A 26,224-nucleotide genomic window follows, 5' to 3' on the forward strand; every position below is an offset into this window, starting at 1 on the left:
GTTTTACGCACTCGAAAGCATTGCGCCTCAAGGACTTACATGACGCTGTGCGCCGCTGACTTGATCCTCTGTTTGGTTGCCGTGACGGCGGGCTTGCCAGCATGCGCCTGAAGTCCATCAAACTGGCGGGCTTCAAGTCCTTCGTCGACCCCACCACGGTGAATTTCCCGAGCAACATGGCGGCGGTCGTCGGCCCCAATGGCTGCGGTAAATCCAACATCATCGATGCCGTGCGCTGGGTGATGGGCGAGAGTTCGGCGAAGAACCTGCGTGGTGAGTCGATGACCGACGTCATCTTCAACGGCTCCAACACTCGTAAGCCGGTGACCCAGGCCAGCATCGAGCTGATCTTCGACAATTCCGATGGCACGCTGACCGGCGAGTACGCGGCCTTCGCGGAAATCTCCATTCGCCGTCGGGTAACCCGCGACAGCCAGAACACCTATTTCCTCAATGGCGTGAAGTGCCGACGTCGAGATATTACCGATATCTTCCTCGGTACCGGCCTGGGGCCGCGCAGTTATTCGATCATCGAGCAGGGTATGATCAGCAAGCTGATCGAGGCCAAGCCGGAAGAGTTGCGCAATTTCATCGAGGAAGCCGCGGGCATCTCCAAGTACAAGGAGCGCCGCCGCGAGACCGAGAACCGCATCCGCCGTACCCACGAAAACCTGGCGCGTCTGAGCGACCTGCGCGATGAGCTGGAGCGTCAGCTCGAGCGCTTGCATCGCCAGGCCCAGGCGGCAGAAAAGTACCAAGAATATAAAGCCGAAGAGCGCCAGCTCAGGGCCCAGCTCACCGCCTTGCGTTGGCAGGCGCTGAACGAGCAGGTTGGTCAGCGCGAGGCGGTGATCGGCAACCAGGAAGTGAGTTTCGAAGCCCTGGTGGCTGAACAGCGTAATGCTGACGCCAGCATCGAACGCCTGCGCGATGGTCATCACGAGTTGTCCGAAGGTTTCAACCTGGTGCAGGGGCGCTTCTATTCGGTGGGTGGTGATATCGCCCGCGTCGAGCAGAGCATCCAGCATGGCCAGCAGCGCCTGCGTCAGTTACAGGACGACCTGCGCGAAGCCGAACGCACGCGCCTGGAAACCGAATCGCACTTGGGTCATGACCGCACCTTGCTGGCGACCCTGGGTGAAGAACTGGCCATGCTCGAGCCGGAGCAGGAAATCACGGCCGCTGCTGCCGAAGAGTCCGCCGTCGCTCTGGAGGAAGCCGAAACCGGCATGCACGGCTGGCAGGAACAGTGGGACGGTTTCAACCAGCGCAGCGCCGAGCCCCGTCGCCAGGCGGAAGTGCAGCAGTCGCGTATCCAGCAGTTGGAACACAGCCTGGAACGCCTCAGCGAGCGTCAGCGCCGCCTGGTCGACGAGCTGCAACAGTTGACGGCTGACCCGGAAGATGCGGCGCTCATCGAGCTGAACGAGCAGATCGCTGCTGGCGAGCTGGATCTGCAACAGCTACAGGAACTGGAAGCCGAGCAGGCCGATAGTCTGCAACAGCTGCGCGAAGACCTTCAGCAGGCTGGCCAGGCCCAGCAGCAGGCTCAGGGTGAGCTGCAGCGTCTGAATGGCCGTCTGGCTTCTCTGGAGGCGCTGCAACAGGCTGCGCTGGATCCCGGCACCGGCGCGGCAGAGTGGTTGCGCGAACATGGGCTGGACAAGCGGCCACGCTTGGCCGAGGGTCTGCGTGTGGAAGCCGGCTGGGAACTGGCGGTGGAAACCGTGCTCGGCGCCGATTTGCAGGCCGTTCTGCAGGATGATTTCAATGGCCTGGACTTCTCCTCTCTGGATAAGGGTGAGCTGCGCCTGGTGTCGACCGGCAGCGATGGCGAGCGAATGCCCGGCAGCCTGCTGGACAAGATCGAATCACCGGTCGATCTGACCCCCTGGCTGGGGCGCGTGCGCCCGGTTGAGAACCTCGATCAGGCCTTGGCGGAGCGCGCGGGCCTCGCGCCCGGCGAAAGCCTGGTCAGCCGTGATGGTTACTGGGTCGGCCGGCATTTTCTGCGCGTTCGCCGTGCCAGCGAGGCGCAGAGCGGCGTGCTCGCGCGTGGCCAGGAGCTGGAAAGCCTGAGCCTGGAGCGCGAAGAGCGCGAGGCCGCATTGGCGCTGCTCGAAGAACGCTTGCAGGCGTTGCGCGAGCGTCAGCGCGATGCAGAAGAATTACGTGAACAGCAGCGTCGTCAGTTGCAGGATCACGCGCGTCGCCTGGGCGAGCTGAAAGCTCAGCTTTCTGCTGGTCAGGCCAAGGCCGAACAACTGCTGTTGCGTCGCCAGCGCATCGAGGCCGAGCAAAACGAGCTTGCCGAGCAGCGTGCTCTGGAGCATGAGCAACTCGGCGAATCGCGCCTGCACCTGCAGGATGCGCTGGACAGCATGGCCCTCGACAACGAGCAGCGCGAAAGCCTATTGGCCAGCCGCGACGCCTTGCGCGAACGGCTCGATCGGGTGCGCCAGGACGCCCGCCAGCACAAGGATCACGCTCACCAGTTGGCCGTGCGGCTGGGTTCGCTGCGCGCCCAGCACGACTCTACTCGCCAGGCGCTCGAACGCCTCGAACTGCAATCCGAGCGCCTGCATGAAAAGCGCGAACAGCTTGATCTGAATCTGGAAGAGGGTGCAGCTCCGCTGGAAGAGCTGCGCATGAAACTCGAGGAACTGCTCGAGCGACGCATGAGTGTCGAGGAAGAGCTGCGTTTGGCGCGGCTGGCCCTTGAAGATGCCGACCGCGAACTGCGTGATGCTGAAAAACGCCGTACCCAGGCCGAACAGCAGTCGCAATTGTTGCGTGGCCAACTGGAGCAGCAGCGCCTTGAGTGGCAGTCGCTGAACGTACGCCGCAAGGCCCTGCAGGATCAGTTGCTGGAAGACAGCTACGACCTGCATGGGGTGCTCGCCACGCTGCCCGAGGGCGCCAGCGAAAATGCCTGGGAGCAGACGCTGGAACAGATGGCGGCACGTATCCAGCGCTTGGGCGCGATCAACTTAGCGGCCATCGAGGAGTACCAGCAGCAGTCCGAGCGCAAGCGCTACCTGGACGCCCAGAACGCCGACCTGGTCGAAGCACTGGAGACCCTGGAAAACGTCATCCGCAAGATCGACCGGGAAACTCGCAACCGTTTCAAGGAAACCTTCGACCAGATCAACGCCGGGCTGCAGGCGCTTTTCCCGAAAGTTTTCGGTGGCGGCAGCGCATATTTGGAACTCACCGGCGAAGATCTACTCGATACCGGGGTGACCATCATGGCGCGTCCGCCGGGCAAGAAGAACAGCACCATCCATTTGCTGTCCGGCGGCGAGAAGGCATTGACGGCGCTGGCGCTGGTGTTTTCGATTTTTCAGCTCAATCCGGCTCCGTTCTGCATGCTCGACGAGGTGGATGCACCGCTGGACGATGCCAACGTTGGGAGGTACGCGCGGCTGGTCAAGGAGATGTCGGCAACCGTGCAGTTCATCTACATCACCCACAACAAGATCGCCATGGAAATGGCCGATCAATTGATGGGCGTGACCATGCACGAGCCCGGTTGCTCGCGACTGGTGGCGGTGGATGTCGAGGAAGCGTTGGCGATGGTGGATAGCTGAGGCGTCGCCCCACAGATTCTGTTGCGTAAAAACTGCCGAGAGCGGCGGTTTTACAGTGTTTGCCGGTGTAAAGTTGTCTTTCGTCGTGCTAGCTTAACGCCCACTTTTGTTGCACGTGGGAAAACGCCATTCAGAACATGGAGTTGGCGCCACGTTTCAAGGTCATCAAGACGGGCCAGGACGCCTTTTTTCATCAATTTTTGCTTTAGGGGTCAGGACATTTCATGGAATTCGGTCTACGCGAGTGGCTGATCATCATCGGTATCATCGTCATCACAGGCATCCTCTTCGATGGGTGGCGGCGGATGCGCGGTGGCAAGGGCAAGCTGAAGTTTCGGCTGGATCGCAGCGTATCCAACTTGCCTGATGAGGACGGTGATCCCGACCTGCTCAGCCCACCCCGGGTGATCGAGCGCAATAACGAGCCATCGCTGGACGAGGACGATCTGCCCTCGCTGAGTGCGCGCGACGTTAACAGCCGTCGCCGTGGCGAGCCGCGCCAGGGCGATCTGGATCTGGCCGCTGACGAGCCAGTGCCGATGTTGCTGACGCCAGTCGGCGACGAAGACAGCGGTCGCGACAGCCTGTCCGCCAAAACCGTGAGCAAGGATCAGGCGCCGGTTGACGAAGTGCTGGTTATCAACGTTATTTCCCGCGATGAGCAGGGCTTCAAAGGTCCTGCACTGCTGCAGAACATTTTGGAAAGTGGCCTGCGTTTTGGCGAGATGGACATCTTCCACCGCCACGAAAGCATGGCTGGCAATGGCGAAGTGCTGTTCTCCATGGCCAATGCGCTCAAGCCGGGCACGTTCGATCTGGACGACATCGAAGGTTTCAGCACCCGTGCGGTGAGCTTCTTCCTCGGCCTGCCAGGCCCGCGTCATCCCAAGCAGGCCTTCGACGTGATGGTCGCCGCGGCGCGCAAACTGGCTCACGAGCTCAACGGCGAGCTGAAAGACGATCAGCGCAGTGTGCTCACCGCACAAACCATCGAACACTACCGTCAGCGCATCGTCGAATACGAGCGCCGACTGTTGACGCAAAAACGCTAAACGGCAGCTTTTAGCTGCAAGCCCCAAGCTACAAGCCACGCGCTTGGCTTGGGGTTTTTCATTTCTGCGCTGCCGCCGTACCTTGTCGAGAACTACTGCATGAAAGACTCCGCCCAACGCATCCTCGAACTGCGCACCGAACTGGATGTGCACAACTACCGCTATTACGTGCTCGACGAGCCAAGCGTGCCGGATGCCGAGTACGATCGACTGTTCCGTGAGCTGCAAGCGCTCGAAACCGAGCACCCGGAGCTGGTGACGCCGGATTCGCCGACCCAGCGTGTGGGTGGCGAGGCGCTCAGCGCCTTTGGTGAGGTGCGGCATGAAGTGCCGATGCTCAGCCTCGGTAACGCCTTCGAGGAAGACGATCTGCGGGCTTTCGATCGCAGCGTGCAGAGCGGTCTTGGTCTGCAGGGCGGTGATCTGTTCGGTGGTGGCGTGGACGTCGAATACAGCTGCGAGCCCAAGCTCGACGGCCTGGCGGTGAGTCTGCTGTATCGCGATGGCAAGCTGGTGCGCGGCGCTACCCGAGGGGATGGCACCACCGGTGAAGACATCAGCGTCAACGTGCGCACCATCCGCAACGTGCCACTCAAGTTGCAGGGCAGCGGCTGGCCGGATGTGCTGGAGGTGCGTGGTGAGGTGTTCATTTCCCGCGCAGGCTTTGAGCGACTGAATGCCAGCCAGGCCGAGATTGGCGGCAAGACTTTCGCCAACCCGCGCAATGCCGCGGCTGGCAGCCTGCGCCAGCTGGACTCGAAGATCACCGCCAGCCGCCCGCTGGAGTTCTGCTGCTATGGCCTTGGCCAGCACAGCGCCGAGCCGGCCACGACTCAGGTCGGCATGCTGCAGCGCCTGAAGACCTGGGGCATTCCCATCAGCCCCGAGTTGAAGCTGGCCAAGGGGGTCGAAGACTGCCTGGCCTATTACCGCGATATCGGTGAGCGGCGCATGGGCCTTGCCTATGACATCGACGGCGTGGTGTTCAAGGTCAACAACATCGAAGATCAGCAACAGCTAGGCTTCCGCGCGCGTACCCCGCACTGGGCCATCGCCCACAAGTTTCCCGCCATGGAGGAGCTGACCGAGCTGCTCGACGTGGAATTCCAGGTCGGCCGCACCGGTGCCGTGACGCCCGTCGCGCGTCTCAAGCCGGTCAAGGTGGCTGGGGTGACGGTTTCCAACGCAACGCTGCACAATATGGACGAGGTTGCGCGCCTCGGTGTGATGATCGGCGATACGGTGATCATCCGCCGCGCGGGGGACGTGATCCCGCAGGTGATGCAGGTCGTCACCGAGCGCCGTCCTGAAAATGCCCGCCCGATCGCCGTGCCTGAACAATGCCCGGTGTGCGGCTCGGCGGTGGAGCGTACCCAGTTGATTAAGCGCAGCAAGGGCCGTGAAACGATCAGCGAGGGTGCGGTGTATCGCTGCGTTGGGCGCCTGGCCTGCGCGGCTCAGCTCAAGCAGGCGATCATCCATTTCGTCTCGCGTCGCGCCATGGACATCGAAGGCCTGGGTGAGAAAAGCGTCGAGCAACTGGTGGACGAAGGCCTGGTAGGCTCGCCAGCCGATCTCTACACCCTGCAGTTCGAACAGATCGTTGGTCTCGAAGGCTTCGCCGAGGTGTCCAGCCGCAAGCTGCTCGATGCCATCGCCGACAGCAAGCGACCGAGCCTGGCACGCTTCATCTATGCGCTGGGCATTCCCGATGTCGGCGAGGAAACCGCCAAGGTGCTAGCCCGCTCTCTGGGCTCGCTGGAACGCGTCACCCAGGCGCTGCCCGAGGTGCTGACCTACCTGCCGGATGTTGGCCTGGAGGTCGCCCACGAGATTCACAGCTTCTTCGAGGACGCGCACAACCAGACCGTCATCAAGCACCTTCTCGAGCGTGGCCTGGAACTTCAGGATCAGGGCGAACTGTCCGCTGAGTTCGCGGCCAGCACGACGCTGGGCGGGCTGCTCGACAAGCTGAATATTCCCTTCGTTGCAGTGACCGGCGCGAAGAACCTGGCCGAGCGCTTCAAGAGCCTCGACGGTGTGATCGCTGCTGACTGGCTCGACCTGAGTGCCATGAAGGGGCTCAACGAGAAGGCCAAGCAATCGGTGCGGGAGTTCTTCGCCAAGGCGGAAAATGCCGAGCGCGCACGCGCCATCGAAGCGCAATTGCGTGATTTCGGCATGCACTGGGAAAGCGAGAAAAAGGTGGTCGAAGGCCTGCCGCTGGCTGGCCAGACCTGGGTGCTCACCGGCAGTCTGGAAGTGATGAGCCGCGATATCGCCAAGGACAAGCTGGAAGCCCTGGGCGCCAAGGTCGCTGGCTCGGTATCGGCAAAGACCACCTGCGTGGTCGCCGGCCCCGGTGCCGGCTCGAAACTGGCCAAGGCTACCGAGCTGAACGTTGCCGTGCTCGATGAGCAGACCTTTATCGCCAGGCTGGCGGATTTTGGCATCGGCACCGAGTGATTTCGTAGCGACAGCTAATCCCCATCACCCTTATCCGTTGCTTCTCGTAGCCTGGGTAGAGCGCAGCGACACCTGGGAAGGCCCCTGGGTATCGCTTCGCTCAACGCCAGGCTACGGGCCAACGTGCGCGTGGCGTAACGGACTGTAGGAGCCGCGACCTCGCGGCGAATGGCTCGGGTAACCTCGCTACCGAGATATGCCCACAATTCGCCCCGGGGGCGGGGCTCCTACAAATACGATGCAGGGTGCCGCGACCGTGTAGGAGCCGGCTTGCCGGCGAATGGCGGTCATGCCTAGGTTCTGCGTGATGGCCGCAATCGTTCTCGCCCGCAAGCGGGGTCCTACGGTGTATGGCTTGTTTACGAGCCGGCTAGCCGGCGATCCCGGCATCAACCCTCAACCACCCGCAAACATCATCCAGAACGACGCACCAACACCGACGATGCTTTCCCCAGCCACCAGGCCGGCCGCTGCGGCGATGGTGAAGCGTTCGCCCAGGCTCCTCCAACGTGACTGAATCACCCAGGCGAGCAGGGCGCCCAGCGCCATCATCAGCGAGATGGAGGCGGGTATGATGAAGGCCAGGCCGAATGCCGCCGAGCTCGGCAGCAGGCGGGCAAAGGTCGATTGCACGGGCAGGCTGGCTTCCAATATGCCGAACAGCACGCCGCAGAGTGCGCCGACCAGCATCGCCCAACGGACGCTGCTGTCGATCGAGTCGAGGCCGTAGCCCAGCACTTCGGCCACCGCTTTCCAGGTGGCCACAGCCGGAGCGGGCCATTGCTCGGTAATCAGCATGGCCTGCGGGTCGGGAATCAGAATCTGATAGACCAGCACGCCGACGATGCTGCCGACGAAGATGCCCAGGCACTGGGCGATCAGCTGGTTGTAGGGTTTGGCACCGATGGCATGGCCAACCCGGAAGTCATTGAGCAGATCGGTGCATTGCCCGGCAGCACCTCCAGCGGTATTGGCGGCCATCAGATTAACCCCGACCTGCCCGGGAGCGATGAGGCCAAAGGTCAGCTGGGACAATTGGCCCGTGGCGCCAATTGGTGGAATACCCGTGGCACCCACCACCCGCGCCGCCATGCAGGCGAGGGCGACCGCCAGCGGTACGCTGAGCAGCGCCATCAGCGGGTCGATATCGAACAGCAGTACCTGCAAAGTGACCACCAGCAGCGATGCCAGCCCGAGCATGGTCAACGGCAGCTTTTCCGGTGCCTGCCTGCTGTTGTTGTCGGGCGCCGCTTTGGCCAAGCGCCGGCTGATGCGGTAACGCACCGCCAGGGAGGTGAGCGTGGCGCACACCAGCAATGTCACGCCGGGCCACAACAGCCACTCCACCAAGGGGCCGAATTGCGGGCCGCTGGCGTCTTCTGCGATGGGCGCCAGGCCGCTGCCGAGCAACCAGGGCGCCAGGCCACCCCAGGCGATCAACGCACCGAGCAGCAGGGAAAGACCGACGCGAATACCGATGATGCCGCCAAAACCGATCAGCAGTGGTGAGGGATCGAGGCTGAAGGTAAGCCGTTCCAGGCTCGCCGAGGGCGACCAGCGCGGCAGCGCCAGTAGCGTATCGACCCACTTGACCAGGCCGCCGAGCAAGGCCGCCGCGCCCAGCACGTAGAGACGCTGCAGCGCGTCACGGCCATGGTTGTAGACCTGCTGCATGGTTTCCAGGGTGGCGACCGCTTCGGGAAAGCGCAGCCGCGTGTCCTCGACCATGCTGCGGCGCAGGTACCAGGCCACCCAGATACCCAGAAAACTCACCGAGAACACCCAGGCCACCAGTGGCAGCGTGGGTAGTTGCTGGCCGGTCAGCAGGGTATAGGCCGGTATCGGTGCGACCAGACCGCCGGAGATGATCGAGGCGGCAGCCGATGCCGTGGTCTGGTTGATGTTGCTCTCGCGCATGCTCCAGGCGGTGCCCAGGCGCCAGCGCACCAAGCTCTGCCAGATCCCGTAACTGACCAGCAGGGCGATGATCGACATGTTGAACGACCAGCCGATCTTCAGGCCGGAATAGATATTCGAAGGCGTCAGCAAGGCGCCAAGCAGAACACCTGAAAACAGTGCGCGGAAGGTGAGTTCGCGGTCGGCGGGCATGGCGAACCTGCGTCTGACGGATGTCGTCGTTTGAGGCGACAGGTCGGCGTGGGTTCAGTCTTATCGAGAGGGGCGTGTTGCGGGGATGCAGCGGGGCGCCTGGTGACGCCCCGCCGATAGATCAGTTGACCGCGTCGGTCAGGGCCTTAGCCGGTACAAACTTCACTACTTTCTTGGCAGCGATTTCGATGGCTTTGCCTGTCTGCGGGTTGCGGCCGGTGCGTGCAGGGCGCTCGCTGACCTTCAGTTTGCCGATACCAGGCAGGGTGATTTCACCACCATTTTCCAAGGCGTCGCTGACGATCTCGCTGAGTTGATCGAGCGCCGCACGGACGGTGGTCTTCGGCGTGTCGATGGCTTCTGCGATGTCACCGATCAATTGGTCTTTGGTAATGGCCATGTGGTTGCTCCTTGGGGATGAAAAAGTGTGGCATTGATTAATGCCCGCGCATCATAGGCGATCGACTGGGCGGTTTTCCCGGTCAATCAGGCTTCATTGTGACCTACCTGCTCACGGTAAATTCCCGTGGCAGTGCTCAATTACGGGCATCCGCCACAGTTTTTGGTTTTGATCGTCATTTTTTGTGTGGCCAAAGCGGATAGGGGCGTCTGCGCGGCGATAAGGATTGCGGCTATGCTGCTGAAAACGACGTACCAGAACCAGTCCATAGCTGTTCGGGGGTTGCCATGCTGCGCTTGCTCGCTGATCTCGGGTTTCGTTCGAAGATCGCTCTGCCGATCATCTTTCTAGCCCTGTTACTGCTGCTGATGGGCGCGCTGGGCATGTGGGGCATCGGCCAGGTCGTCGACTCCAGTAATCGCCTGACCCACCGTTATCTGCCGGGCGTCAGTCTGCTCCTCAATGCTGATCGTGACCTTTACCAGGCATTGGTCGCTGAGCGCAGCCTGTTGGGCGAGGTCGCTGAGAATCATGTAGCTGACCTTCGCAAGTCACAGGTGGACAACGTCAAGCAGGCCGCCGACCGGGTCAAGGCTTATGCGCAGATGCAGCCAGGCGACGAGGCGCTGCGATTGGTCGCGGACTTCGAACGTGCCTTTACCAGTTGGGAGCGCACGGCCGCGCAGGTCGTGCAGTTGGCTGCTACCGATCCCGCTGCCGCGTCGCGCCTCAGCTTTGGTGACAGCGAGGCGCAGTTCGATGCCATGCGTGATGTGATCGACAAGCTCGGTGAGCTGGAGGATCAGGCCGCCAATGGGCTGGGCGTTGCCGCCATTGCCCATGGCGAACGCCTGGCCTGGCAGCAGGGAGCGGTGGTGATCTGTGGATTGCTGGTTTGCTTGTTGCTGATCATCGGTTTCCCTGCGCTCATCACCCGGCCGCTGCACCGATTGCTCACCCGCATCGAGCAGTTGGCCGATGGCGATGGGGATCTGCGGGTGCGCCTGGAGGTGACCTCACGCGATGAGCTGGGGCGCCTGAGTCAGGCGTTCAACCGCTTTCTCGACAAGCTGCAGCCGCTGATCAGCGAAGTAGGTCGCGTGACTGGGGAAGTCGCAAGCTCTGCGCAGAGCCTGGCTGGCATGGCGAGTGCGAATGATCGCCTGATCAACAGTGAGCATGCGGCGGTGGATCAGGTCAGTACAGCGGCTACCGAGATGAGTGCCGCGGTGCATGAAGTGGCGCGCAGTGCTCAAGGCGCGGCGGATGCGGTACGCAACGCAGAAACCCAGTCCCGCGACGGCGCGCGGGTGGTCGGGGCGACCATCCAGTCGATTCGGCAACTGGCGCACGAGGTGGAAAGCGCCTCGGACAGCATCCAGGCCCTCGAGCAGGAAGCAGGCAAGATCGGTGAGGTGTTGGCGGTGATCCGTGGCATCGCCGAACAGACCAACCTGCTGGCCCTCAATGCCGCCATCGAAGCGGCCCGTGCCGGCGAACAGGGTCGCGGTTTTGCGGTGGTCGCTGATGAAGTTCGGGCGCTGGCCGCTCGTACCCAGGAGTCCACCAAAGACATTCAGGAGATGATTCAGCGTTTACAGGGCGGCGTGCAGAATGCCGTCAAAGCCACCCACGCGGGCAGCGTCAAGGCGCGCGAAAGCGTCGAACAGGCTGCCGGTGTCGATCAGGCATTGAGCGATACCGGCGACTCGCTGCAGCGCATCAACGACATGGCCGCGCAGATCGCCACCGCCTGTGAGGAGCAGAGCAGCGTTACCGAGGAGATCGCCCGTAATATCAGCGATATCCGTGAATTGTCCAATGAGGCCGCGCAAACATCGCAACAAAGTACTGCGGCCAGCCAGCGTTTGTCCGAGCTATCCAGTGATCTTGCGCGCTTGGTGGGGCGTTTCCGGGTTTAGTCTGTGAATGATGCTAAGTGCTTGAAGCAGTTGTAAGTTCGGCGCAAGCCGGTACAATGGCGCCGGCTCACTGCAAGGTGAGCAGCGTTATGGTGGCCCTGCCGGTCCCCCCGCAACGATTACCCGTGAACCTGGTCAGATCCGGAAGGAAGCAGCCACAGCGGGAACATTGTGTGCCGGGGTGTGGCTGGTAGGGTTGCCTCCATTTCAAGACCTGCTCAGGTCGTCTATCTTTTGAATATTCTCTTCGACGCTCGGTACATGCCGCAGTGGCGTTTTCGTGTGTCCGTCGCCTTTGTTTCCTTTGCAGGAACAGTCGAGCAGTGACTGCTGACGCCGTGCGCGCCTGCGCATAAAAAAGCCCGTCACGAGGACGGGCCAAATATGCCATGACACTGGAGTAAAGCGATGCGGTGTAAGCCTTACAGGATCGACAGCGGGTAGTTGAAGATCAGGCGGTTTTCGTGGAGATCCTGGCCAACGTCACGACGGACGTCGGAGTTACGCCAGCGCACGCTGAGGTTCTTCAGGGTGCCGTCCTGGACGGTGTAGGCCAGTTCGGATTCGCGGCCCCACTCTTCGCCATCCTTGCGGCCATCGGCTGCGTGGATGCTGTCGCCGCTGACATAGCGGTTCATCAGGGTCAGGCCCGGAACGCCGACACCGGCGAAGTTGAAGTCATGACGCACCTGCCAGGAGCGCTCGTTCGGAGCGTCGTAGCTGTTGGTGAAACCGTCGTTGACCAGGGTGCCGCCACTGGCGCCGTCGACACGCATGAACTTGGTCGAACCGTTGAGCTTCTGGTACGCCACGGTGAAGGTGTTGCTGCCGGTCTTGGCGGAGAAGCTGCCCTGATAGACCTTGTTGTCCAGCTTGCCTGCTTTGGCAGCGCCTTCGTCCTTGCCATCTACATAGCCGAGGTTGGCGCCCAGTACCCAGTCGCCCACCGGTTGGCTGTGGGTCAGTTGCAGGTAGCTTTGTTGGTAGATGTCTTCCAGTCGTGCGTGCCAGACGCCGACCATGGTGTTGTTGCCGTTGAATTTGAATTCACCACCACCGAAGTTGAAATCATCGCCGGCGATACCGTTGTAGGAGATGTCCTCACGGCTGGCGTCGTTACGCTGGCTGTTCTTCCAGAACTGACCGCCATACAGGGTCAGGCCGTCGATTTCACTGGAGGTGAGTTGCGCACCCTGGAAGGTCTGCGGCAGGGAACGACCATCGTCCGCACGCAGAATTGGCAGTACGGCGAACCACTCACCGACTTTCAGTTCGGTTTTGGAGAGCTTGGCCTTGGCAGCAACGGCGGTGCGGCCGAAGTTGTCAGCGGCCTGGCCATCACCGTGGATCGGCATCAGTTGGGTGTTGGCGGCGCCGCGGTTGCCGTCCAGCTTGATGCTGTACAGGCCCAGTACGTCGAGACCAACGCCGATGGTGCCGGCGGTGTAGCCGGAGCGGGCATCGAGAATGAAGCTCTGGGTCCAGCCTTCAGCCTGGCCTTGACGCTCGCCGCGGATCACCGGATCGGTGCCGTTCAGGTAGTTACGGTTGAAGTAGTAGTTGCGCAGGCCGAGGGTGACCTTGGCATCTTCAACGAAGCCTTCGGCCTGGGCGGCCATTGGCAGGGCGCTTGCTGCGATAGCCAGTGCGATTAGGCTAGGTGGTAGTACGGCGATGATTTTCATTGTTGTTTTCCTTTGGTGTTGTGAACGTTACCCACCGCTCCCACGGTGGGGTGGAGAGAAATAGTTTCGTCAAGTCAGCCAGCGAACCAGGCACAGGGTTATTGACGGAAACAGCACGAGAATGATGACGCGCAGGATGTCCGAAATCAGGAACGGCACGATGCCCATGAACGCATCACGCATGGGAATGTCGCGAGCCATGCTGGCGATCACGTAGACGTTCATGCCCAATGGCGGGGTGACCATGCCGATTTCCACCACCATCAGGGCGAGGATGCCGAACCAGATGGCCTTTTCCGTCGCGTCCAGACCATAGAAATCCAGCCCCATGATGACTGGGAAGAAGATCGGAATGGTCAGCAGGATCATCGACATGGTGTCCATCACGCAGCCGAGAATCAGGTACAGGATCAGGATCCCGGCCAGCACCAGGAACGGTGGCAGGCCTGCGCCAGAAATCAGTTCGGCGACCGCGTTGGGCAATTGTGAAAGCGCCAGGAAGGCATTCATCACGTCAGCACCGAGCAGGATCATGAAAATCATGGCGGTGGTGATAGCGGTGCCGAGTAACACCTCCTTGAACTCACCGAGCTTCATCTTGCCCAGGGTGAAAGCGAAGAAACCAGTGCCTACGGTGCCAATTGCCGCGGCTTCGGTGGGGGTGAACCAGCCACCATAGATACCACCGAGTACCACCAGGAAGATCAGCAGTACGGGCCACACGCCTTTCTGCGCGACCAGCCGTTGCTTCCACGTCGCACGTTCTTGCGCCGGGCCAGAATCGGGGTATAGGCGCACGTAGATAGCGATGGCGATCATGTAGCCGATGACGGCGAGAATGCCGGGGACAAAGGCGGCCATGAACAGCGTGGAGATATTCTGCTGGGCCAGGATGGCATAGATAACCAACACCACGGAGGGCGGAATCAGAATACCCAGGGTGCCACCAGCAGCCAGGCAACCCACAGCCAGCGAGTTGGAGTACTTGTAGCGGCGCAGTTCCGGCAGTGCCACTTGGCCCATGGTCGCCGCGGTGGCGACGGAGGAGCCACATACCGCGCCAAACGCGGCGCAGGAGCCGATAGCGGAAATCGCCAGGCCACCCCGCCAGTGACCAACCATGGCCGCCGCCGCACGAAACAGGCCAGTGGCCAGGCCACCGCGTGAGGCGAACTGCCCCATTAGCAAAAATAGCGGAATCACCGACAGGTCATAGACCGTGTAGCGCGCATAGGCGACGGTTTTCAGGTAGTTGAGTAGCGGATCCAGGCCGCTGATCGAGATGTAACCGGCGATGCCGGTAAGCATCATAGCGATGGCGATCGGTATGCGTATGGCCAGCAGGATCAGGAGAAAAATCAGGAAAATTCCGCCCAGTGCAACGCTGCTCATGACGGATCCCCTTCATCGTGGAAGTCCAGCCAGGCGGTATACAACGAGACAATCGCCAGCAAGGTAAAGGCCGGTGCGAATGGGGTCATCGACCACCACATAGGGATGCCCATGATGATCGACTCTTCGCCGTTGCTGTAGGTATCGAGCGTGCCGACCAGCGAGCGCCAGGCGAGCACGGTTGCGCAGGCAGCCATCAACAGGCAGCCCAGGGTGTCCAGGACGCGGCGTACGGCAGGGGATGATTTCAGGGTGAAGGCGTCGACAATGACATTGGCCCGACGTAACTGACAGAGCGGCAGGAAACTGACCACGGCAATGCCGCAGCCCATCTGTACCAGTTCCACGTCGCCGAGCAATGGCGTATCGAACAAGCTGCGCATGGTGATGCTGTAGGCCGATAGCAGGGTGATGGCCACCAGTACCAGACCACCTGCCAACGCCAGGAGTCGGGTCAATGTATCCAGCAGTTGGCCTAGCGGCCGAGTGCGATGAGCCTGCTCCGGGGACGCATGGTTTTCGATCATTAGGAAACTCCGCAAGGGCCGGTGCGCTTACACCGGCCAAGACAACGACGGGGACGGGCTCAATTGGCCAATTTGGCGTTGTAGCTTTCCACCCGTTCGCGGACTTCTTGCAGCAGCGCTGCACCGTTCTCGTTGCCCTTGCTTTCCACTTCCTTGATCCAGTCCTGATCCAGCTTGCTACCGATGGCGACCCACTTAGCCTGCTCCTCGGCGGGCAGTACGTAGATCTCGTTGCCGCGCGACTCGGCCAGTTTGTGGCCGGTTTCGATCACGTTGGTGTCCCAGATATGCCCAGCTTGGCGCGACAGTTCGCGACCGCTGTTGTTGTCGATGATCTGGCGCAGGTCATCGGGCAGGCTGGCGTACTTGGCGGGGTTCATCGCCAGTATCAGGGCGGTGTGCATCAGCGCCGGCTGGCCGGGCGCCATTTCGGTGTGGTACTTGACCAGCTCATGCAGCTTCAGTGCCGGCACCACATCCCAGGGCAGTACCGCACCATCGACCACACCTTTGGACAGGGCCTCCGGTACTTGTGGCACCGGCATGGCGACCGGTGTAGCGCCGAGCATGGAGATCAGTTTGGTCGACACGCGGTTGGCCGAGCGCAGTTTCAGGCCACGGAAGTCCGCCAAGGTGCGGATCGGCTTTTTCACGGTGTGCAGCAGGGCGCCATCGGTCAGGTGCGTTGCCAGCAGGTGGACACCGGTGAACTCCTTCTGCCCGTGAGCTTCGAGGAAGTCCCACATAGCTTGGCTGCTGGCTTCGGAGGAGCGGCTCATGAACGGCAGTTCGAAGGCCGACGCCAGGGGGAAGCGGCCGCTGGTGTAGCCTGGCAGGGTCCAGACGATATCGGCGACGCCATCGCGGGCCTGGTCGAACAGTTGCGGCGGGGTGCCGCCCAGTTGCATGGACGGGTAGAACTGGAACTGGATACGGCCGTTGGATTCCTGAGTGACTTTCTCGGCCCAGGGTTTGAGGAAGTCGGCCTGGGTCACCGAATGAGCAGGCAGGAAGTGATGAATCTTGAGCGTTACTTCGGCTTCGTCTGCGTGTACCTGGAAGCTGATCGCGCTGGCGGCCAATAGAGTCATGAGAGCTTTTGAAAGCTTGAGCATTGCGTATTCCTTTTCTTATTTTTGATGGGTGGCAACTGGGTAACGCTTGGGTGGCCTCTCAGCCCGCTCGATCCCGTCCTCCATGGCTCGCTGCCGCCATGTTGCGAGGTCGAACGTTTTGGTTCAATTCGCTAATCGTCTTAATGGGCGATTAACGAACGAATTGCATGCAAGGGCAAACGTCGCGGTGAAAAGCAGGCGGTGCCCGTCTAGCTCACGTCTTCATACGGCAGGCCGACGTAGTTCTCGGCAATGGTTCGGCGGCCCGCTTCCGAAGAAACAAAGTAGTCGAGCTCGGTTTCCTGCATTCGCCGGCTGAAATCATCGGTATCGGGGAAACGATGCAGCATCGAGGTCATCCACCAGGAGAAGCGTTCGGCCTTCCAGATGCGCCGTAGGCAAATTGCCGAGTATTGCTCGATGGCCTCCGGGCGATCCTCGCGATAGACCTTGAGCAGAATGCGATACAGCGTGTTGACGTCACTGGCGGCCAGGTTCAGGCCTTTGGCACCGGTGGGCGGCACGATGTGGGCGGCGTCGCCAAGCAGAAACAGGCGTCCGTATTGCATGGGCTCGACCACGAAGCTGCGCAGCGGCGCGATGCTTTTCTCGATCGACGGGCCGGTTACCAGGCGCTGTGCGACGGCCTCGGGCAGGCGGGTTTTCAGTTCGTCCCAGAAACGTTGGTCTGACCAGTCCTCGACTCGCTCGTCGGCCCCTACCTGGAGGTAATAACGGGTGCGGGTGGCAGAGCGCATGCTGCACAGGGCAAACCCGCGGGGGTGATTGGCGTAGATCAGTTCGTCATTGACCGGCGGTGTGTCAGCCAGAATGCCGAGCCAGCCGAAGGGATAGACCCGCTCGAACTCCTTTAGCTTATGCGCCGGAATGGATTGCCGGGATACACCGTGGAAGCCGTCGCAGCCGGCGATGTAATCGCAGTCCAGGCGCACAGGCTGACCCTGGTGTGTGAAGGTCAGGTAAGGCTGATCGGTGTCCATATCCTTGGGCTCGACGTCGCCGACCTCGTAAAGGGTAACGGCGCCGTTGGCTTGCCTGGCCTGCATCAGGTCGCGGGTCACTTCGGTCTGGCCGTAGACCGTGACGCTCTTGCCACCGGTCAGCCCCTTGAGGTCGATGTGTTCGCAGCGGCCGTTGAAGGCGAGCTCGAAGCCATCGTGTACCAGGCCCTCGCGATCCAGACGTTCGGCAACTCCGGCTTCGCGCAGCAGGTCGACCATGCCCTGTTCCAGCACTCCTGCTCGGATGCGCCCTAGTACGTAGTCGGGGCTTTGCCGTTCGACGATTAGATTGTCTATACCAGCATTGCTCAGCAGTTGGCCCAACAGCAGCCCTGAGGGACCGGCGCCGATAATGGCGACTTGTGTTTTCATTATTGTTCTCCTGTGGCTCGTCGCCTGCCGACCTGGTTTCGTCGATACGAGACCAGGCGTGGGCACGTTTGTATTTTTGGTAGATAGCAGCAGGCTTTGAAGGCACTATCGGAGTGAATTCATGGATTTTTCGTGGTTGAAGGAGGCCGTATGCTGAAGCGTTCCGAGGTACCGGTGCCGATCTTCAAGCTGTACGGGGAAACCACTGCCTGGCCGACCCCGGACTTGATTCACTGCGAGTCGATTCCCGAGCGCAGTCGTTTGCACGGCTGGGAAATCAAGCCCCACCGACATGGCGACCTGGTACAGCTGCTGTTCATTCAGGCGGGCTGCGCCGAGCTGGAAGTGGAGGGCAGCATTCACCAGGTGGCCACGCCAACGTTGCTGTTGGTGCCTGCCCTCAGCGTGCATGGCTTTCGTTTCTCCCAGGATACCCAGGGCTATGTGCTGAGCCTGGCGCAACCTTTGGTGGAACAGATAAGCCTGAGGCTGGACAGTCAGTTGATGAAGCGGCCCCTGTGCTATGAGCTGAACGACAGGGCAGATGAACTGCATGGCTTGGTCGAGTCGATCGCAGAGGAATATGCTCAGCACGCTTCAGGGCGCGATCTGCGACTGCAGGCTTTGATCACCTTGCTGCTGGTGGCGTTGCATCGCCGCTGGTTGGCCATGGCCAAGCCACAGAGCCCAGAGCGCGATCGGGGGCGAGAACATGTCGACGCGTTCACCACACTGCTCGAAGCTCAGCTGCGCCAGCATTGGTCGATCGAGCGTTACGCCCTGGCTTTGGGCATCAGCGCAGCGCATCTCAATGCGCTGTGTCGACGTTTGGCGGGGCAGTCCGCGTTGCAGATGATTAATCAGCGGCTGGTGCTGGAGGCCAAGCGCTGCCTGGTGTACACCAATATGAACGTCAATCAGGTGTCTGACAGCCTGGGCTTTTCCGAGCCGGCGTACTTTTCCAGGTTCTTCAAACGCGAAACGGGCGTTGCACCCAAGGTCTTTCGCGTACAGCGTTAGAGTGACCGGGCGGCGTGTAGACCGCCCGGTCGAACTGCTTAGGGTTTCGGGATGCCAACGCTATCTGGCGAGATCTCGATAGCCTTGGCCTTGTACATCGACCAGGCGGTAACCGACTGCCAGCGCTTGAGGAACTGCTCGGCTTCGGCGCCGTTGAGGTTCAGGCTTTGTGCGCCGTAGTTCTTCAGGAAGCCCTGGAACTCTTCATTGGCAACGGCTTTGCCGTAGGCTTCGACCAGTTTCTGCTTGATGTCATCCGGTGTGTCCTTGTGCACGAAGGCGCCCCAGAACGGGCCCCACGGCAGGTACTCACCAATCTCTGGCAGGGCTTTGGTGATCGGCTCGACGCCAGGCAGCTCAGGCACCTCTTCGGCAGCCAGTACAGCCAGTGCCTTGAGTTTGCCGGAACGTACCAGCTCCTGTGCCGCAGCCAGACTCAGCGGCATGAAGTCGATGTGTTTGCCCATCAATGCGGTAATGCCGGGGCCATCGCCACCGAAGGTCACTTCACGCACTTTCAGTTCGCCAACGGCATTGACCATGGCGTGAACGGTGCTTGGCAGGCCGCCGGCGCCGGTGGAGCCCATGCGCAGAGTGTCTGGCTTTTCCTTGGCCGCAGCCAGCAGGTCGGCCATGGAGTTGAACGGGCTGTCGGCGTTGGTAGCGATCACCACGACGTTCTGGCCAATGATGTTGACCGGGTAGAAGTCGCTGTAGTCGAACTTGGCCAGGCCAAGCACCGGATACAGCTGTGGGTTTTCGGCGCCCAGCAGCAGGGTGTAGCCGGTAGGTTTTTGCTGCAGCACATAGCTGCTGCCAATTACTGCGGTGCCGCCAGGGCGGTTGTTGAGAATCAGCTTGGTACCCAGCTCTTTCTCCACGTAGGGTGAGAGGCTACGCATCACGTTGTCCGTGGCGCCGCCAGCACCCCAGGGAATCACTGCCTGAATGCTGCGCTCCGGGTAATCGGCATAGGCGGGCAGGGCAAGCGTCAGGGCGCTAAGGGAAAATGCGACGCCAGTAAGTAGTTGCTTAAGCATGTTGGAGACTCTCCATTGGTTGTTTTTATATATCCGTTTCCGGGCATGCGTGACGCGGTGTATCAGGGTTGAACCGATGCGGCCTTGCGTTTGCGTTTGAGCCAGCCGAGCAATGGGGTGTTGCTGAGTAGCACCAGCAGCAGGGCAGCGCTGAGAATCAGTGAAACCGGGCTGCTGACCATCTCCATGAGCAGCTCTTGCGGATTGTCGCCTACCGAAGCCATAGCTTGGCGGTAAGAGGTATCCATCAGGGGGCCGAGAATGACGCCGAGGATGATTGGCCCCATCTGGAAACCAAACGCTTTGAGGAAGTAGCCGAGTACGCCGAAACCGAACATCCAATAGACCTCGGTCATGCTGCTGTTCAGCGAGTAGGAGCCGACGGTGCAGAGCACCAGAATCAATGGAATCAGCACGGCTTTGGGCAGTTCGACGACTTTGGCGAACAGCTTGATGCCCATCATGCCGAAAATCAGCAGGAAGATATTGGCCAGCGCCAGGTTGCCGACGGTGAACCAGAAAATGTGCGGGTTTTCCACCATCAGCATCGGGCCGGGGTTGAGGCCGTGGATAACCAGCGCACCGATGATCACCGCGGTTACCGCATCACCCGGCATACCCAGCGTCAGCATCGGTACGTAGGCGCTGCCTACTGCTGCGCTGTTTGCGGTTTCCGCAGCGACTAGACCTTCGTAGGCGCCTTCGCCAAAAGGGGTTTCTGGATTCTTCACGGTACGCTTGGCGTGGTCGTAAGCCATCAATGCGGCAATATCGCCACCTACACCAGGCAATGCCCCTACCATTACACCGATGGCCGAGGTGCGTAGCGACAGCGGCAGAAACTTGAGGATCATCGCGATCGGCGGAATGATCTTGCTGACGTTCTGCTTGACCACTGCGGTGTTAAGGTTGTGCAGTTGATAGAGCGCCTCGGCTACACCAAACAGGCCAATCATCACTACCACGTAGTGGATGCCGCCCATCAGATCTATCTGACCCATGGTGAAGCGTCCCTGAGCGGTGACCGGATCCATACCGACCATGCCGATGATCGCGCCCAGGGCAACCGCGAAGATGCCTTTGGCCAGACTGCCTTCGGCCAAGCTGCCAACCAGCATCAGGCCGATGGCCGCGATCAGGAAGTAGTCGCGTGGGGCGAATTTTAGTGCCAGTTCACCGAGAACCGGTGCCGCACAGGCCAGTACCACGGTGCCGGCAATCCCGCCGATCACCGACATCACGGTGCTCAGGCCAATGGCGCGCCCGGCTTCACCTCGCTTGGCCAATGGGTAGCCGTCGAAGGAGGTTGCCACGGATGAAGGTCCGCCAGGAATGTTCAATAGGATAGCGCTACGTGAGCCGCCATAAACGCCACCGATGAAAATGCCGACGATCAGCGCCAAAGCGTCATTCACATCCCATGAGAAGGTGAAGGACACCAGGATAGAGACCGCCATGGTTACCGACAGACCGGGAATGGCGCCGATGTAGATGCCGGCGAAGGTACCGAGGGCCGTCAGCATCAGGAGGTTGGGATCCATCCAGGCCATCAACAGGTAAGAAAAAGTATCGCTCATGGAAGTCTTATCTCAGGGCAGGTAGACGCTGAACGCCAGGGTGAACAGGAGGTAGATGGCCAACACCGAGATGCTACTGGCCAGTAGCGCCGAGAGCACCTTGCCACGCCGCAGATAAACGATGCAGAGCATCAGAAATACGAAGGTGCTGATGTAGAAGCTTGCCCACTGGATTGCGGCCAGATAAAGCACCGAAAGCAGGGTGAAGACGACGATGTGTCGCGGGAAATGTTCGTGGCTGAAGCGTTTCGCCGACGCCGCCCAGCCTTCTCCCTGAGTCGGTTTGCCACGTAGCTCGTAGAGCACGCGTAGTGCGGCGATCAGCAGCACTGCACCGGCCCCGAGGGGAAAGGCACCCGGCGAGCTGATCGAGGAAAAACCGGAAATCAGGTAGGCCTGATACAGCACGGCGATGCTGAAAATCACCAGCAGCACACAGAAGGTGCGTTCACCCACCGGTACTTTTTTCGATGTGGTCATAGGTCACTCCAGAAGCAGTTCATGCTGCCCACGTTGGGGGGGCGTATCTGAATCAGATACGAGCGTCGGTAGGCCTCGACTGCACGGTGTCGGGCCGGCAGGGTGCGATGGGCATGAGCAGATTGATAGCGGCGGGAGAAAGCGATGACCAATCTTCGCCAGGCGAGTTGGCAAGCGTGCGAATGGCCCGTAGGGTCATTTGTTGCGCACGGACAAACACAGTGAAGAGCTGTGGCATGGAGGGCGACCTTTTTATATTTATAGGTTCAGCGTTTGTGCTTTTTATAGGGTTGCCGACTTTAGCGCGGAAACTCCCTAAGACGTGGATCGCATACTGTGCGGTGATCCCGTCTATTTCAATTCACAAAAGGTGTTGTCGTTCGGTTACCGAACAAGAACGAACCAGTTAGTACAAATATTGCGTCGTGATTATGGCCTGTGTTGCACGGCGCAGCCAACCCTTGGGCCTGGCGATGGCTTGGCTGGCTCAGGTCTGCGAATCGCAGCGGTTCCGTATCCACGGGAATGTCTTTTAGAATCGCGCAAAATCATCAAAGGACTGCACCATGGCCGGTAGCCAGATTGAAAGGGCATTGAACCTGCTGGAGAGTCTGGCGGGCGCCGGCGACGTGCCGATGCAGACATTGGCCGAGCAACTGCAGATTCCCAAAAGCGCCACGCACCGCATGCTCACCGAGCTGGTGCGCCTCGGGTACGTACGACAAGACGCGCAGAGCAGCCGTTATAGGCTGTCGACCAAATTGGTCGCCTTGGGGTTTCGTTACCTGGCCAGCAGTGGTGCGGACATCGTGCAGCCGCTTCTTGATCGTCTGGCACGAGAAAGCGGCGAACTGGTACGCCTGGGCGTGATCGAGGGGGAGCGACAGACCTGGATCGCCAAATCCCAGGGCGCTCGCTCTGGTTTGCGTTATGACCCGGACATGGGGCGTGACGCACCGCTGCGCTATACCGCTTCTGGCCACGCCTGGCTGGCCAGCATGACGGACGTCGAGGCGCTGGCGCTGGTGGCGCGACAGCAGATCGCCGAAGACGCGGAGTTCGGGCCCAACGCGCCGCATAGCGATGAACAGTTGCTGGGCTATCTGCATCAAGCACGTGAACGGGGTTATGCCGCTGTGGTGGAAACATCCTCGCTCGGCACCTGTGCGCTGGCGGCGGTGATCACTCACCCGCAGCATGCCGGTGTGATCGGCGTGCTGAGCATTGCCGGGCCGAGCGCGCGCATGCCGGTCGAACGCATGGAAGAACTGGCGCCGAGCCTGATCGAGTTCGCTGCAGAGCTGTGCGCTGCCAGCCAGGCGTCGGGGCTGTTCGTCTGAGCATGCAACGATAGCGTTCGATTAACGCCCCGTGAGTGAGGCGGGTGTTGATTAATAGTGGAACCGGGTTCTAAATTATTTCGGTGAGCGATAGGCTTATCCAAAATAATCAGAAAAGGACTCGTGTCTTGAAATCGCCACTGCGCATCGCCCTGATCGGCGCCGGAATCATGGGCCGGCAACATCTCCATCATTTGCGTCAATTACCTGAGGCAACGCTCTGCGCCATCGTCGATCCGGGGCCTCAGGCTGCGCAGCTGGCGCAGGAGTTCGACGTACCCTGTTTCAGCGACCTGCAAACCCTGTTGGATCGGCGTCTGGCTCAGGCGGTGATCGTCGCCAATCCCAACGCGGCGCACGTACCGACTGCCCTGCGCTGCATCGAGGCCGGCTTGCCTGTGCTGCTGGAGAAACCGGTCGGCGTTAATCTGGATGAGGTGCGCGAACTGGTAGCGGCTGTCGAGCGCAGCGGTGTGCCGGTGCTGGTTGGCCACCATCGTCGCCACAATCCGTTGATCACCAAAGCCCGCCAACTGCTGCAGGACGGCGCTCTGGGGCGGCTGACCACGGTGACGGCGCTGTGGCAGCTACAGAAACCAGACAGTTATTACGACGTTGCCTGGCGCCGCGAGCCCGGCGCCGGCATGCTGCTGACCAATCTGATTCACGACCTCGACCTGTTGCGCCACCTCTGTGGTGAAGTGGAGCAGGTGCAGGCCATCACCAGCAGTGCGGTGCGCGGCTTCGCCAATGAGGACAGCGCGGCGGTGATCCTGCGCTTCGCCAATGGCGCGCTGGGCAGCCTGACCGGCTCCGATGCGGTAGCGGCGCCCTGGAGCTGGGAGCTCACCGCCGGCGAGAATCCGGTGTATCCCAGGCAGCCTGACCAGCCGTGTTACCTGCTTGCCGGTACCGGCGGCGCACTGAGCATCCCCCAGCTCAAATATTGGTCGTACGGCACGGTGGGCGCTGGCTGGCACGAGCCGCTGCAAACGCAGGAGCAGCCCTTCGGTGTCGATGAGGCGCTGCGCCGACAACTCGTGCATTTCATTGCCGTTGCCCGCGGCGAGGAGCAGCCACTGGTGAGTGCCGCCGATGCCGGTCGCACTCTGGCTCTTTACGAAGCCATCTGCCGGGCCGCTTGTGATGCCAGTGCCTGCACGCCCGAGCGCTTCTGAGCGCATTCCAGATCAATGCGGTTCGCCGCCGCCTAGAGAACGTCCATGAACAACCACGAGCGCATCTTTTCCCTGGCCAGTCTTACCGTTCTGGAGCTGTCTCCGCCAGAGATGGTCGAGGTGGCAGCCCGTACCGGATACAGTCATGTCGGGCTGCGGCTGATTCCGGCGACCGAGGAGGAGCACCATTTTCCGTTGATCGCCGACCTCGAGTTACGCAGGCAGACACTCAAGCGTCTGCGTGATACCGGTGTGCAGGTGCTGGATATCGAGATCCTGCGGTTAAAGCCGCAAACCCGCTGTAGCGATTTCGAGGCGGTGCTCGAAGCCGGTGGTGAATTTGGTGCGAGCGAAGTGCTGGTGGCCGGCAACGATCCCGACGAAGCGCGGTTGACCGACAACTTCGCCGAGCTGTGCGATCGCGCGGCATCCTACGGTCTGCACCCTCATCTGGAGTTCATGCCCTGGACGGACGTCGCCAACCTGCAACAGGCCGTGCGGATCATGCAGCGCGCCGGGCGTGACAATGGCTGTGTGCTGGTCGACGCCTTTCATTTCGACCGCTCGGCTTCGCGCCTGGAGGATTTGCTGTTGGTGGAACCATCGCGTCTTCGTTATGCCCAACTGTGCGACGTCGCCGGGCCGCGGCCCGGCGACATGGCGGAGATTCTGCGCCAGGCGCGCAACGAGCGACGTTTCCCCGGTGACGGAGATTGTGACTTGGCGGGACTGTTGCGTTGTCTACCGGCAACTGTTCCATTGAGTCTTGAAATCCCCACGCGGCATTTGCTGGAGCAGGGCGTCAGCGCTGAGTCGCGGGCGCAGGCGGCTATCGACAAAACACGGGCGTTACTGGCACGGTTGCCATCCCATCCATAGCCCATACTGAGATCGAACGCGTCAGAGGTAGGTCGGTGAGCGGGTGCAGGACTGACTAAATAGTTAGTCAGCTACCGAATATGATGATGTCTGCTGAATCACGAGAGTCCGCATGAGTACCCCGAGTTCGCTTTCAGGCGTCAACCATCCGCTCAAAGGCATCGGCCTGGTGGTGCTGGCGACTTTCCTGTTCGCCAGCCATGACGCGCTGTCGAAATACCTGTCTGGCATCTACCCGGTGGTCATGGTGGTGTGGGCGCGCTATGTCGTGCACACGCTGCTGATGGCCGGCATCTTCCTGCCACAATCCGGCCTGCGCGTGCTGCGTAGCAAGCGACCCGGCCTGCAGGCGCTGCGGGCTATCTGCCTGCTGGGCTGCAGTCTGTTCTTCACCACGGGGCTGCTGTATATCCCGCTGGCTGAGGCGACGGCGGTCAACTTTCTCGCTCCGCTGATGGTCACCGCGCTGTCGGTGCCGTTACTCAACGAGCGGGTCAGCCGTGGTCAGTGGGCTGCCGTGCTGGTCGGGTTCGGTGGGGTGCTGATCATCGTCCATCCAGGCGGCGAACTGTTCACGCCGGCGATCCTGCTGCCACTTTGTTCCGCGACCTGTTTCGCGGCCTATCAGTTGCTGACGCGCATGCTCAGCGAGTACGACACGCCGACGACCAGCAACTTCTTCACCGGATTGCTCAATACTTTGCTGATGAGCTGCCTGGTGCCATTCTTCTGGCAACTGCCCGAGTGGCGCCATTTGCCACTTATGTTGGCACTGGGTGCTTGCGGCATGTTTGCTCATCTGATGCTGACCAAGGCGTTTCGTCACGCCGCCCCGGCACTGCTGGCACCGTTCGGCTACTGCCAGATCGTCTTTGCTGGCCTGCTTGGCCTGGTGATTTTCGGTCATGATCCGGAAACCAGTGCCAAGGTTGGTATCGCCATCATCTGCCTGAGCGGCTTGGCCGCCGCGTACCAGCAGCGTAGAAAGCGTTGAGTGGGTAGGGCACGCAGACTATTTTGGCCTGCATGAAATGAAGAAGGCCCTTGCGGGCCTTCTT

19 protein-coding genes and 1 other RNA gene are annotated in these 26,224 nt (G+C 61.0%); 10 read left to right on the top strand and 10 right to left on the bottom strand.

Annotation, left to right across the window (positions count from 1 at the left end; all coding sequences use genetic code 11):
* The first annotated feature begins 101 nt into the window (after nt 1-101).
* The 3 genes from smc to ligA all read left to right on the top strand — a co-directional run bounded on the left by smc (nt 102) and on the right by ligA (nt 7,108).
* Nucleotides 102-3,590, top strand: coding sequence for a chromosome segregation protein SMC (gene smc / locus ACZ3GY_RS23375; protein WP_465912144.1), 3,489 nt, complete (start codon nt 102-104; stop codon nt 3,588-3,590).
* A gap of 224 nt (nt 3,591-3,814) precedes the next feature.
* Entirely contained in the window at nt 3,815-4,642 is an 828-nt protein-coding gene (zipA, locus tag ACZ3GY_RS23380) for a cell division protein ZipA (protein WP_463565232.1), read from the top strand.
* Nucleotides 4,643-4,741: 99 nt separating this feature from the next.
* Nucleotides 4,742-7,108, top strand: coding sequence for an NAD-dependent DNA ligase LigA (ligA, locus tag ACZ3GY_RS23385; protein WP_465912145.1), 2,367 nt, complete (start codon nt 4,742-4,744; stop codon nt 7,106-7,108).
* Between the two features lie 396 nt (nt 7,109-7,504).
* Here the strand turns inward: ligA and ACZ3GY_RS23390 are convergent, their stop codons facing one another.
* Both ACZ3GY_RS23390 and ACZ3GY_RS23395 read right to left on the bottom strand, forming a co-directional pair.
* Nucleotides 7,505-9,217, bottom strand: coding sequence for an OPT family oligopeptide transporter (locus ACZ3GY_RS23390; RefSeq protein WP_465912146.1), 1,713 nt, complete (start codon nt 9,215-9,217; stop codon nt 7,505-7,507).
* A gap of 121 nt (nt 9,218-9,338) precedes the next feature.
* Entirely contained in the window at nt 9,339-9,617 is a 279-nt protein-coding gene (locus tag ACZ3GY_RS23395; RefSeq protein ID WP_013791713.1) for an HU family DNA-binding protein, read from the bottom strand.
* Nucleotides 9,618-9,904: 287 nt separating this feature from the next.
* Here ACZ3GY_RS23395 and ACZ3GY_RS23400 point away from each other — a divergent pair, with 287 nt between their 5' ends.
* The gene (locus ACZ3GY_RS23400; protein ID WP_465912147.1) at nt 9,905-11,539 is read left to right on the top strand and encodes a methyl-accepting chemotaxis protein; all 1,635 of its coding nucleotides are present in this window, start codon (nt 9,905-9,907) and stop codon (nt 11,537-11,539) included.
* Nucleotides 11,540-11,638: 99 nt separating this feature from the next.
* Nucleotides 11,639-11,735: signal recognition particle sRNA small type (gene ffs / locus ACZ3GY_RS23405), an RNA gene on the top strand.
* 226 nt (nt 11,736-11,961) lie between these two features.
* Here the strand turns inward: ffs and ACZ3GY_RS23410 are convergent.
* The 5 genes from ACZ3GY_RS23410 to pobA form a co-directional block, all read right to left on the bottom strand.
* Nucleotides 11,962-13,224, bottom strand: a complete 1,263-nt coding sequence (locus ACZ3GY_RS23410) for an OprD family porin (protein WP_465912148.1) — start codon at nt 13,222-13,224, stop codon at nt 11,962-11,964.
* A 69-nt stretch (nt 13,225-13,293) separates the two neighbouring features.
* A complete protein-coding gene (locus ACZ3GY_RS23415; RefSeq protein WP_465912149.1) occupies nt 13,294-14,616 on the bottom strand; it encodes a TRAP transporter large permease in 1,323 nt (440 codons plus the stop codon).
* Complete coding sequence (locus ACZ3GY_RS23420) at nt 14,613-15,143, bottom strand: TRAP transporter small permease (RefSeq protein WP_465912150.1); 531 nt, start codon at nt 15,141-15,143, stop codon at nt 14,613-14,615. The genes ACZ3GY_RS23415 and ACZ3GY_RS23420 overlap by 4 nt, the downstream gene beginning before the upstream one ends.
* 59 nt (nt 15,144-15,202) lie before the next feature.
* Complete coding sequence (locus tag ACZ3GY_RS23425) at nt 15,203-16,258, bottom strand: TRAP transporter substrate-binding protein (RefSeq protein WP_465912151.1); 1,056 nt, start codon at nt 16,256-16,258, stop codon at nt 15,203-15,205.
* 209 nt (nt 16,259-16,467) lie between these two features.
* On the bottom strand, nt 16,468-17,652 hold the full coding sequence (gene pobA / locus ACZ3GY_RS23430) for a 4-hydroxybenzoate 3-monooxygenase (RefSeq protein WP_463565224.1): 1,185 nt from the start codon (nt 17,650-17,652) through the stop codon (nt 16,468-16,470).
* A gap of 150 nt (nt 17,653-17,802) precedes the next feature.
* On the opposite strand from pobA, the gene ACZ3GY_RS23435 reads away from it, so the two are divergent.
* The gene (locus ACZ3GY_RS23435) at nt 17,803-18,672 is read left to right on the top strand and encodes a helix-turn-helix domain-containing protein (protein ID WP_465912152.1); all 870 of its coding nucleotides are present in this window, start codon (nt 17,803-17,805) and stop codon (nt 18,670-18,672) included.
* 38 nt (nt 18,673-18,710) lie between these two features.
* On the opposite strand, the gene ACZ3GY_RS23440 is transcribed toward ACZ3GY_RS23435, so the two are convergent.
* From ACZ3GY_RS23440 to ACZ3GY_RS23450, 3 genes are all read right to left on the bottom strand, one after another.
* The gene (locus ACZ3GY_RS23440; protein ID WP_463565222.1) at nt 18,711-19,712 is read right to left on the bottom strand and encodes a tripartite tricarboxylate transporter substrate binding protein; all 1,002 of its coding nucleotides are present in this window, start codon (nt 19,710-19,712) and stop codon (nt 18,711-18,713) included.
* 62 nt (nt 19,713-19,774) lie between these two features.
* The gene (locus tag ACZ3GY_RS23445) at nt 19,775-21,289 is read right to left on the bottom strand and encodes a tripartite tricarboxylate transporter permease (RefSeq protein ID WP_465912153.1); all 1,515 of its coding nucleotides are present in this window, start codon (nt 21,287-21,289) and stop codon (nt 19,775-19,777) included.
* Nucleotides 21,290-21,301: 12 nt separating this feature from the next.
* A complete protein-coding gene (locus ACZ3GY_RS23450) occupies nt 21,302-21,769 on the bottom strand; it encodes a tripartite tricarboxylate transporter TctB family protein (RefSeq protein ID WP_463565220.1) in 468 nt (155 codons plus the stop codon).
* Nucleotides 21,770-22,335: 566 nt separating this feature from the next.
* Here ACZ3GY_RS23450 and ACZ3GY_RS23455 point away from each other — a divergent pair.
* From ACZ3GY_RS23455 to ACZ3GY_RS23470, 4 genes are all read left to right on the top strand, one after another.
* Nucleotides 22,336-23,109: an IclR family transcriptional regulator gene (locus ACZ3GY_RS23455; protein WP_465912154.1), complete on the top strand. Its 774-nt coding sequence runs from the start codon at nt 22,336-22,338 to the stop codon at nt 23,107-23,109.
* 128 nt (nt 23,110-23,237) lie between these two features.
* Complete coding sequence (locus ACZ3GY_RS23460; protein ID WP_465912155.1) at nt 23,238-24,287, top strand: Gfo/Idh/MocA family protein; 1,050 nt, start codon at nt 23,238-23,240, stop codon at nt 24,285-24,287.
* 45 nt (nt 24,288-24,332) lie between these two features.
* Nucleotides 24,333-25,166, top strand: a complete 834-nt coding sequence (locus ACZ3GY_RS23465; protein WP_465912156.1) for a sugar phosphate isomerase/epimerase family protein — start codon at nt 24,333-24,335, stop codon at nt 25,164-25,166.
* Nucleotides 25,167-25,278: 112 nt separating this feature from the next.
* The gene (locus ACZ3GY_RS23470; RefSeq protein ID WP_465912157.1) at nt 25,279-26,160 is read left to right on the top strand and encodes a DMT family transporter; all 882 of its coding nucleotides are present in this window, start codon (nt 25,279-25,281) and stop codon (nt 26,158-26,160) included.
* Nucleotides 26,161-26,224 lie beyond the last annotated feature (64 nt).

Source organism: Pseudomonas sp. PME37.24/006 (assembly GCF_055556635.1).

What these genes read in the sequence shown, in the direction of transcription:
- smc (WP_465912144.1), top strand. Translation starts at nt 102, where the DNA reads ATGCGCCTGAAGTCCATCAAACTGGCGGGCTTCAAGTCCTTCGTCGAC.
- zipA (WP_463565232.1), top strand. Translation starts at nt 3,815, where the DNA reads ATGGAATTCGGTCTACGCGAGTGGCTGATCATCATCGGTATCATCGTC.
- ligA (WP_465912145.1), top strand. Translation starts at nt 4,742, where the DNA reads ATGAAAGACTCCGCCCAACGCATCCTCGAACTGCGCACCGAACTGGAT.
- ACZ3GY_RS23390 (WP_465912146.1), bottom strand. Translation starts at nt 9,217, where the DNA reads ATGCCCGCCGACCGCGAACTCACCTTCCGCGCACTGTTTTCAGGTGTT.
- ACZ3GY_RS23395 (WP_013791713.1), bottom strand. Translation starts at nt 9,617, where the DNA reads ATGGCCATTACCAAAGACCAATTGATCGGTGACATCGCAGAAGCCATC.
- ACZ3GY_RS23400 (WP_465912147.1), top strand. Translation starts at nt 9,905, where the DNA reads ATGCTGCGCTTGCTCGCTGATCTCGGGTTTCGTTCGAAGATCGCTCTG.
- ACZ3GY_RS23410 (WP_465912148.1), bottom strand. Translation starts at nt 13,224, where the DNA reads ATGAAAATCATCGCCGTACTACCACCTAGCCTAATCGCACTGGCTATC.
- ACZ3GY_RS23415 (WP_465912149.1), bottom strand. Translation starts at nt 14,616, where the DNA reads ATGAGCAGCGTTGCACTGGGCGGAATTTTCCTGATTTTTCTCCTGATC.
- ACZ3GY_RS23420 (WP_465912150.1), bottom strand. Translation starts at nt 15,143, where the DNA reads ATGATCGAAAACCATGCGTCCCCGGAGCAGGCTCATCGCACTCGGCCG.
- ACZ3GY_RS23425 (WP_465912151.1), bottom strand. Translation starts at nt 16,258, where the DNA reads ATGCTCAAGCTTTCAAAAGCTCTCATGACTCTATTGGCCGCCAGCGCG.
- pobA (WP_463565224.1), bottom strand. Translation starts at nt 17,652, where the DNA reads ATGAAAACACAAGTCGCCATTATCGGCGCCGGTCCCTCAGGGCTGCTG.
- ACZ3GY_RS23435 (WP_465912152.1), top strand. Translation starts at nt 17,803, where the DNA reads ATGCTGAAGCGTTCCGAGGTACCGGTGCCGATCTTCAAGCTGTACGGG.
- ACZ3GY_RS23440 (WP_463565222.1), bottom strand. Translation starts at nt 19,712, where the DNA reads ATGCTTAAGCAACTACTTACTGGCGTCGCATTTTCCCTTAGCGCCCTG.
- ACZ3GY_RS23445 (WP_465912153.1), bottom strand. Translation starts at nt 21,289, where the DNA reads ATGAGCGATACTTTTTCTTACCTGTTGATGGCCTGGATGGATCCCAAC.
- ACZ3GY_RS23450 (WP_463565220.1), bottom strand. Translation starts at nt 21,769, where the DNA reads ATGACCACATCGAAAAAAGTACCGGTGGGTGAACGCACCTTCTGTGTG.
- ACZ3GY_RS23455 (WP_465912154.1), top strand. Translation starts at nt 22,336, where the DNA reads ATGGCCGGTAGCCAGATTGAAAGGGCATTGAACCTGCTGGAGAGTCTG.
- ACZ3GY_RS23465 (WP_465912156.1), top strand. Translation starts at nt 24,333, where the DNA reads ATGAACAACCACGAGCGCATCTTTTCCCTGGCCAGTCTTACCGTTCTG.
- ACZ3GY_RS23470 (WP_465912157.1), top strand. Translation starts at nt 25,279, where the DNA reads ATGAGTACCCCGAGTTCGCTTTCAGGCGTCAACCATCCGCTCAAAGGC.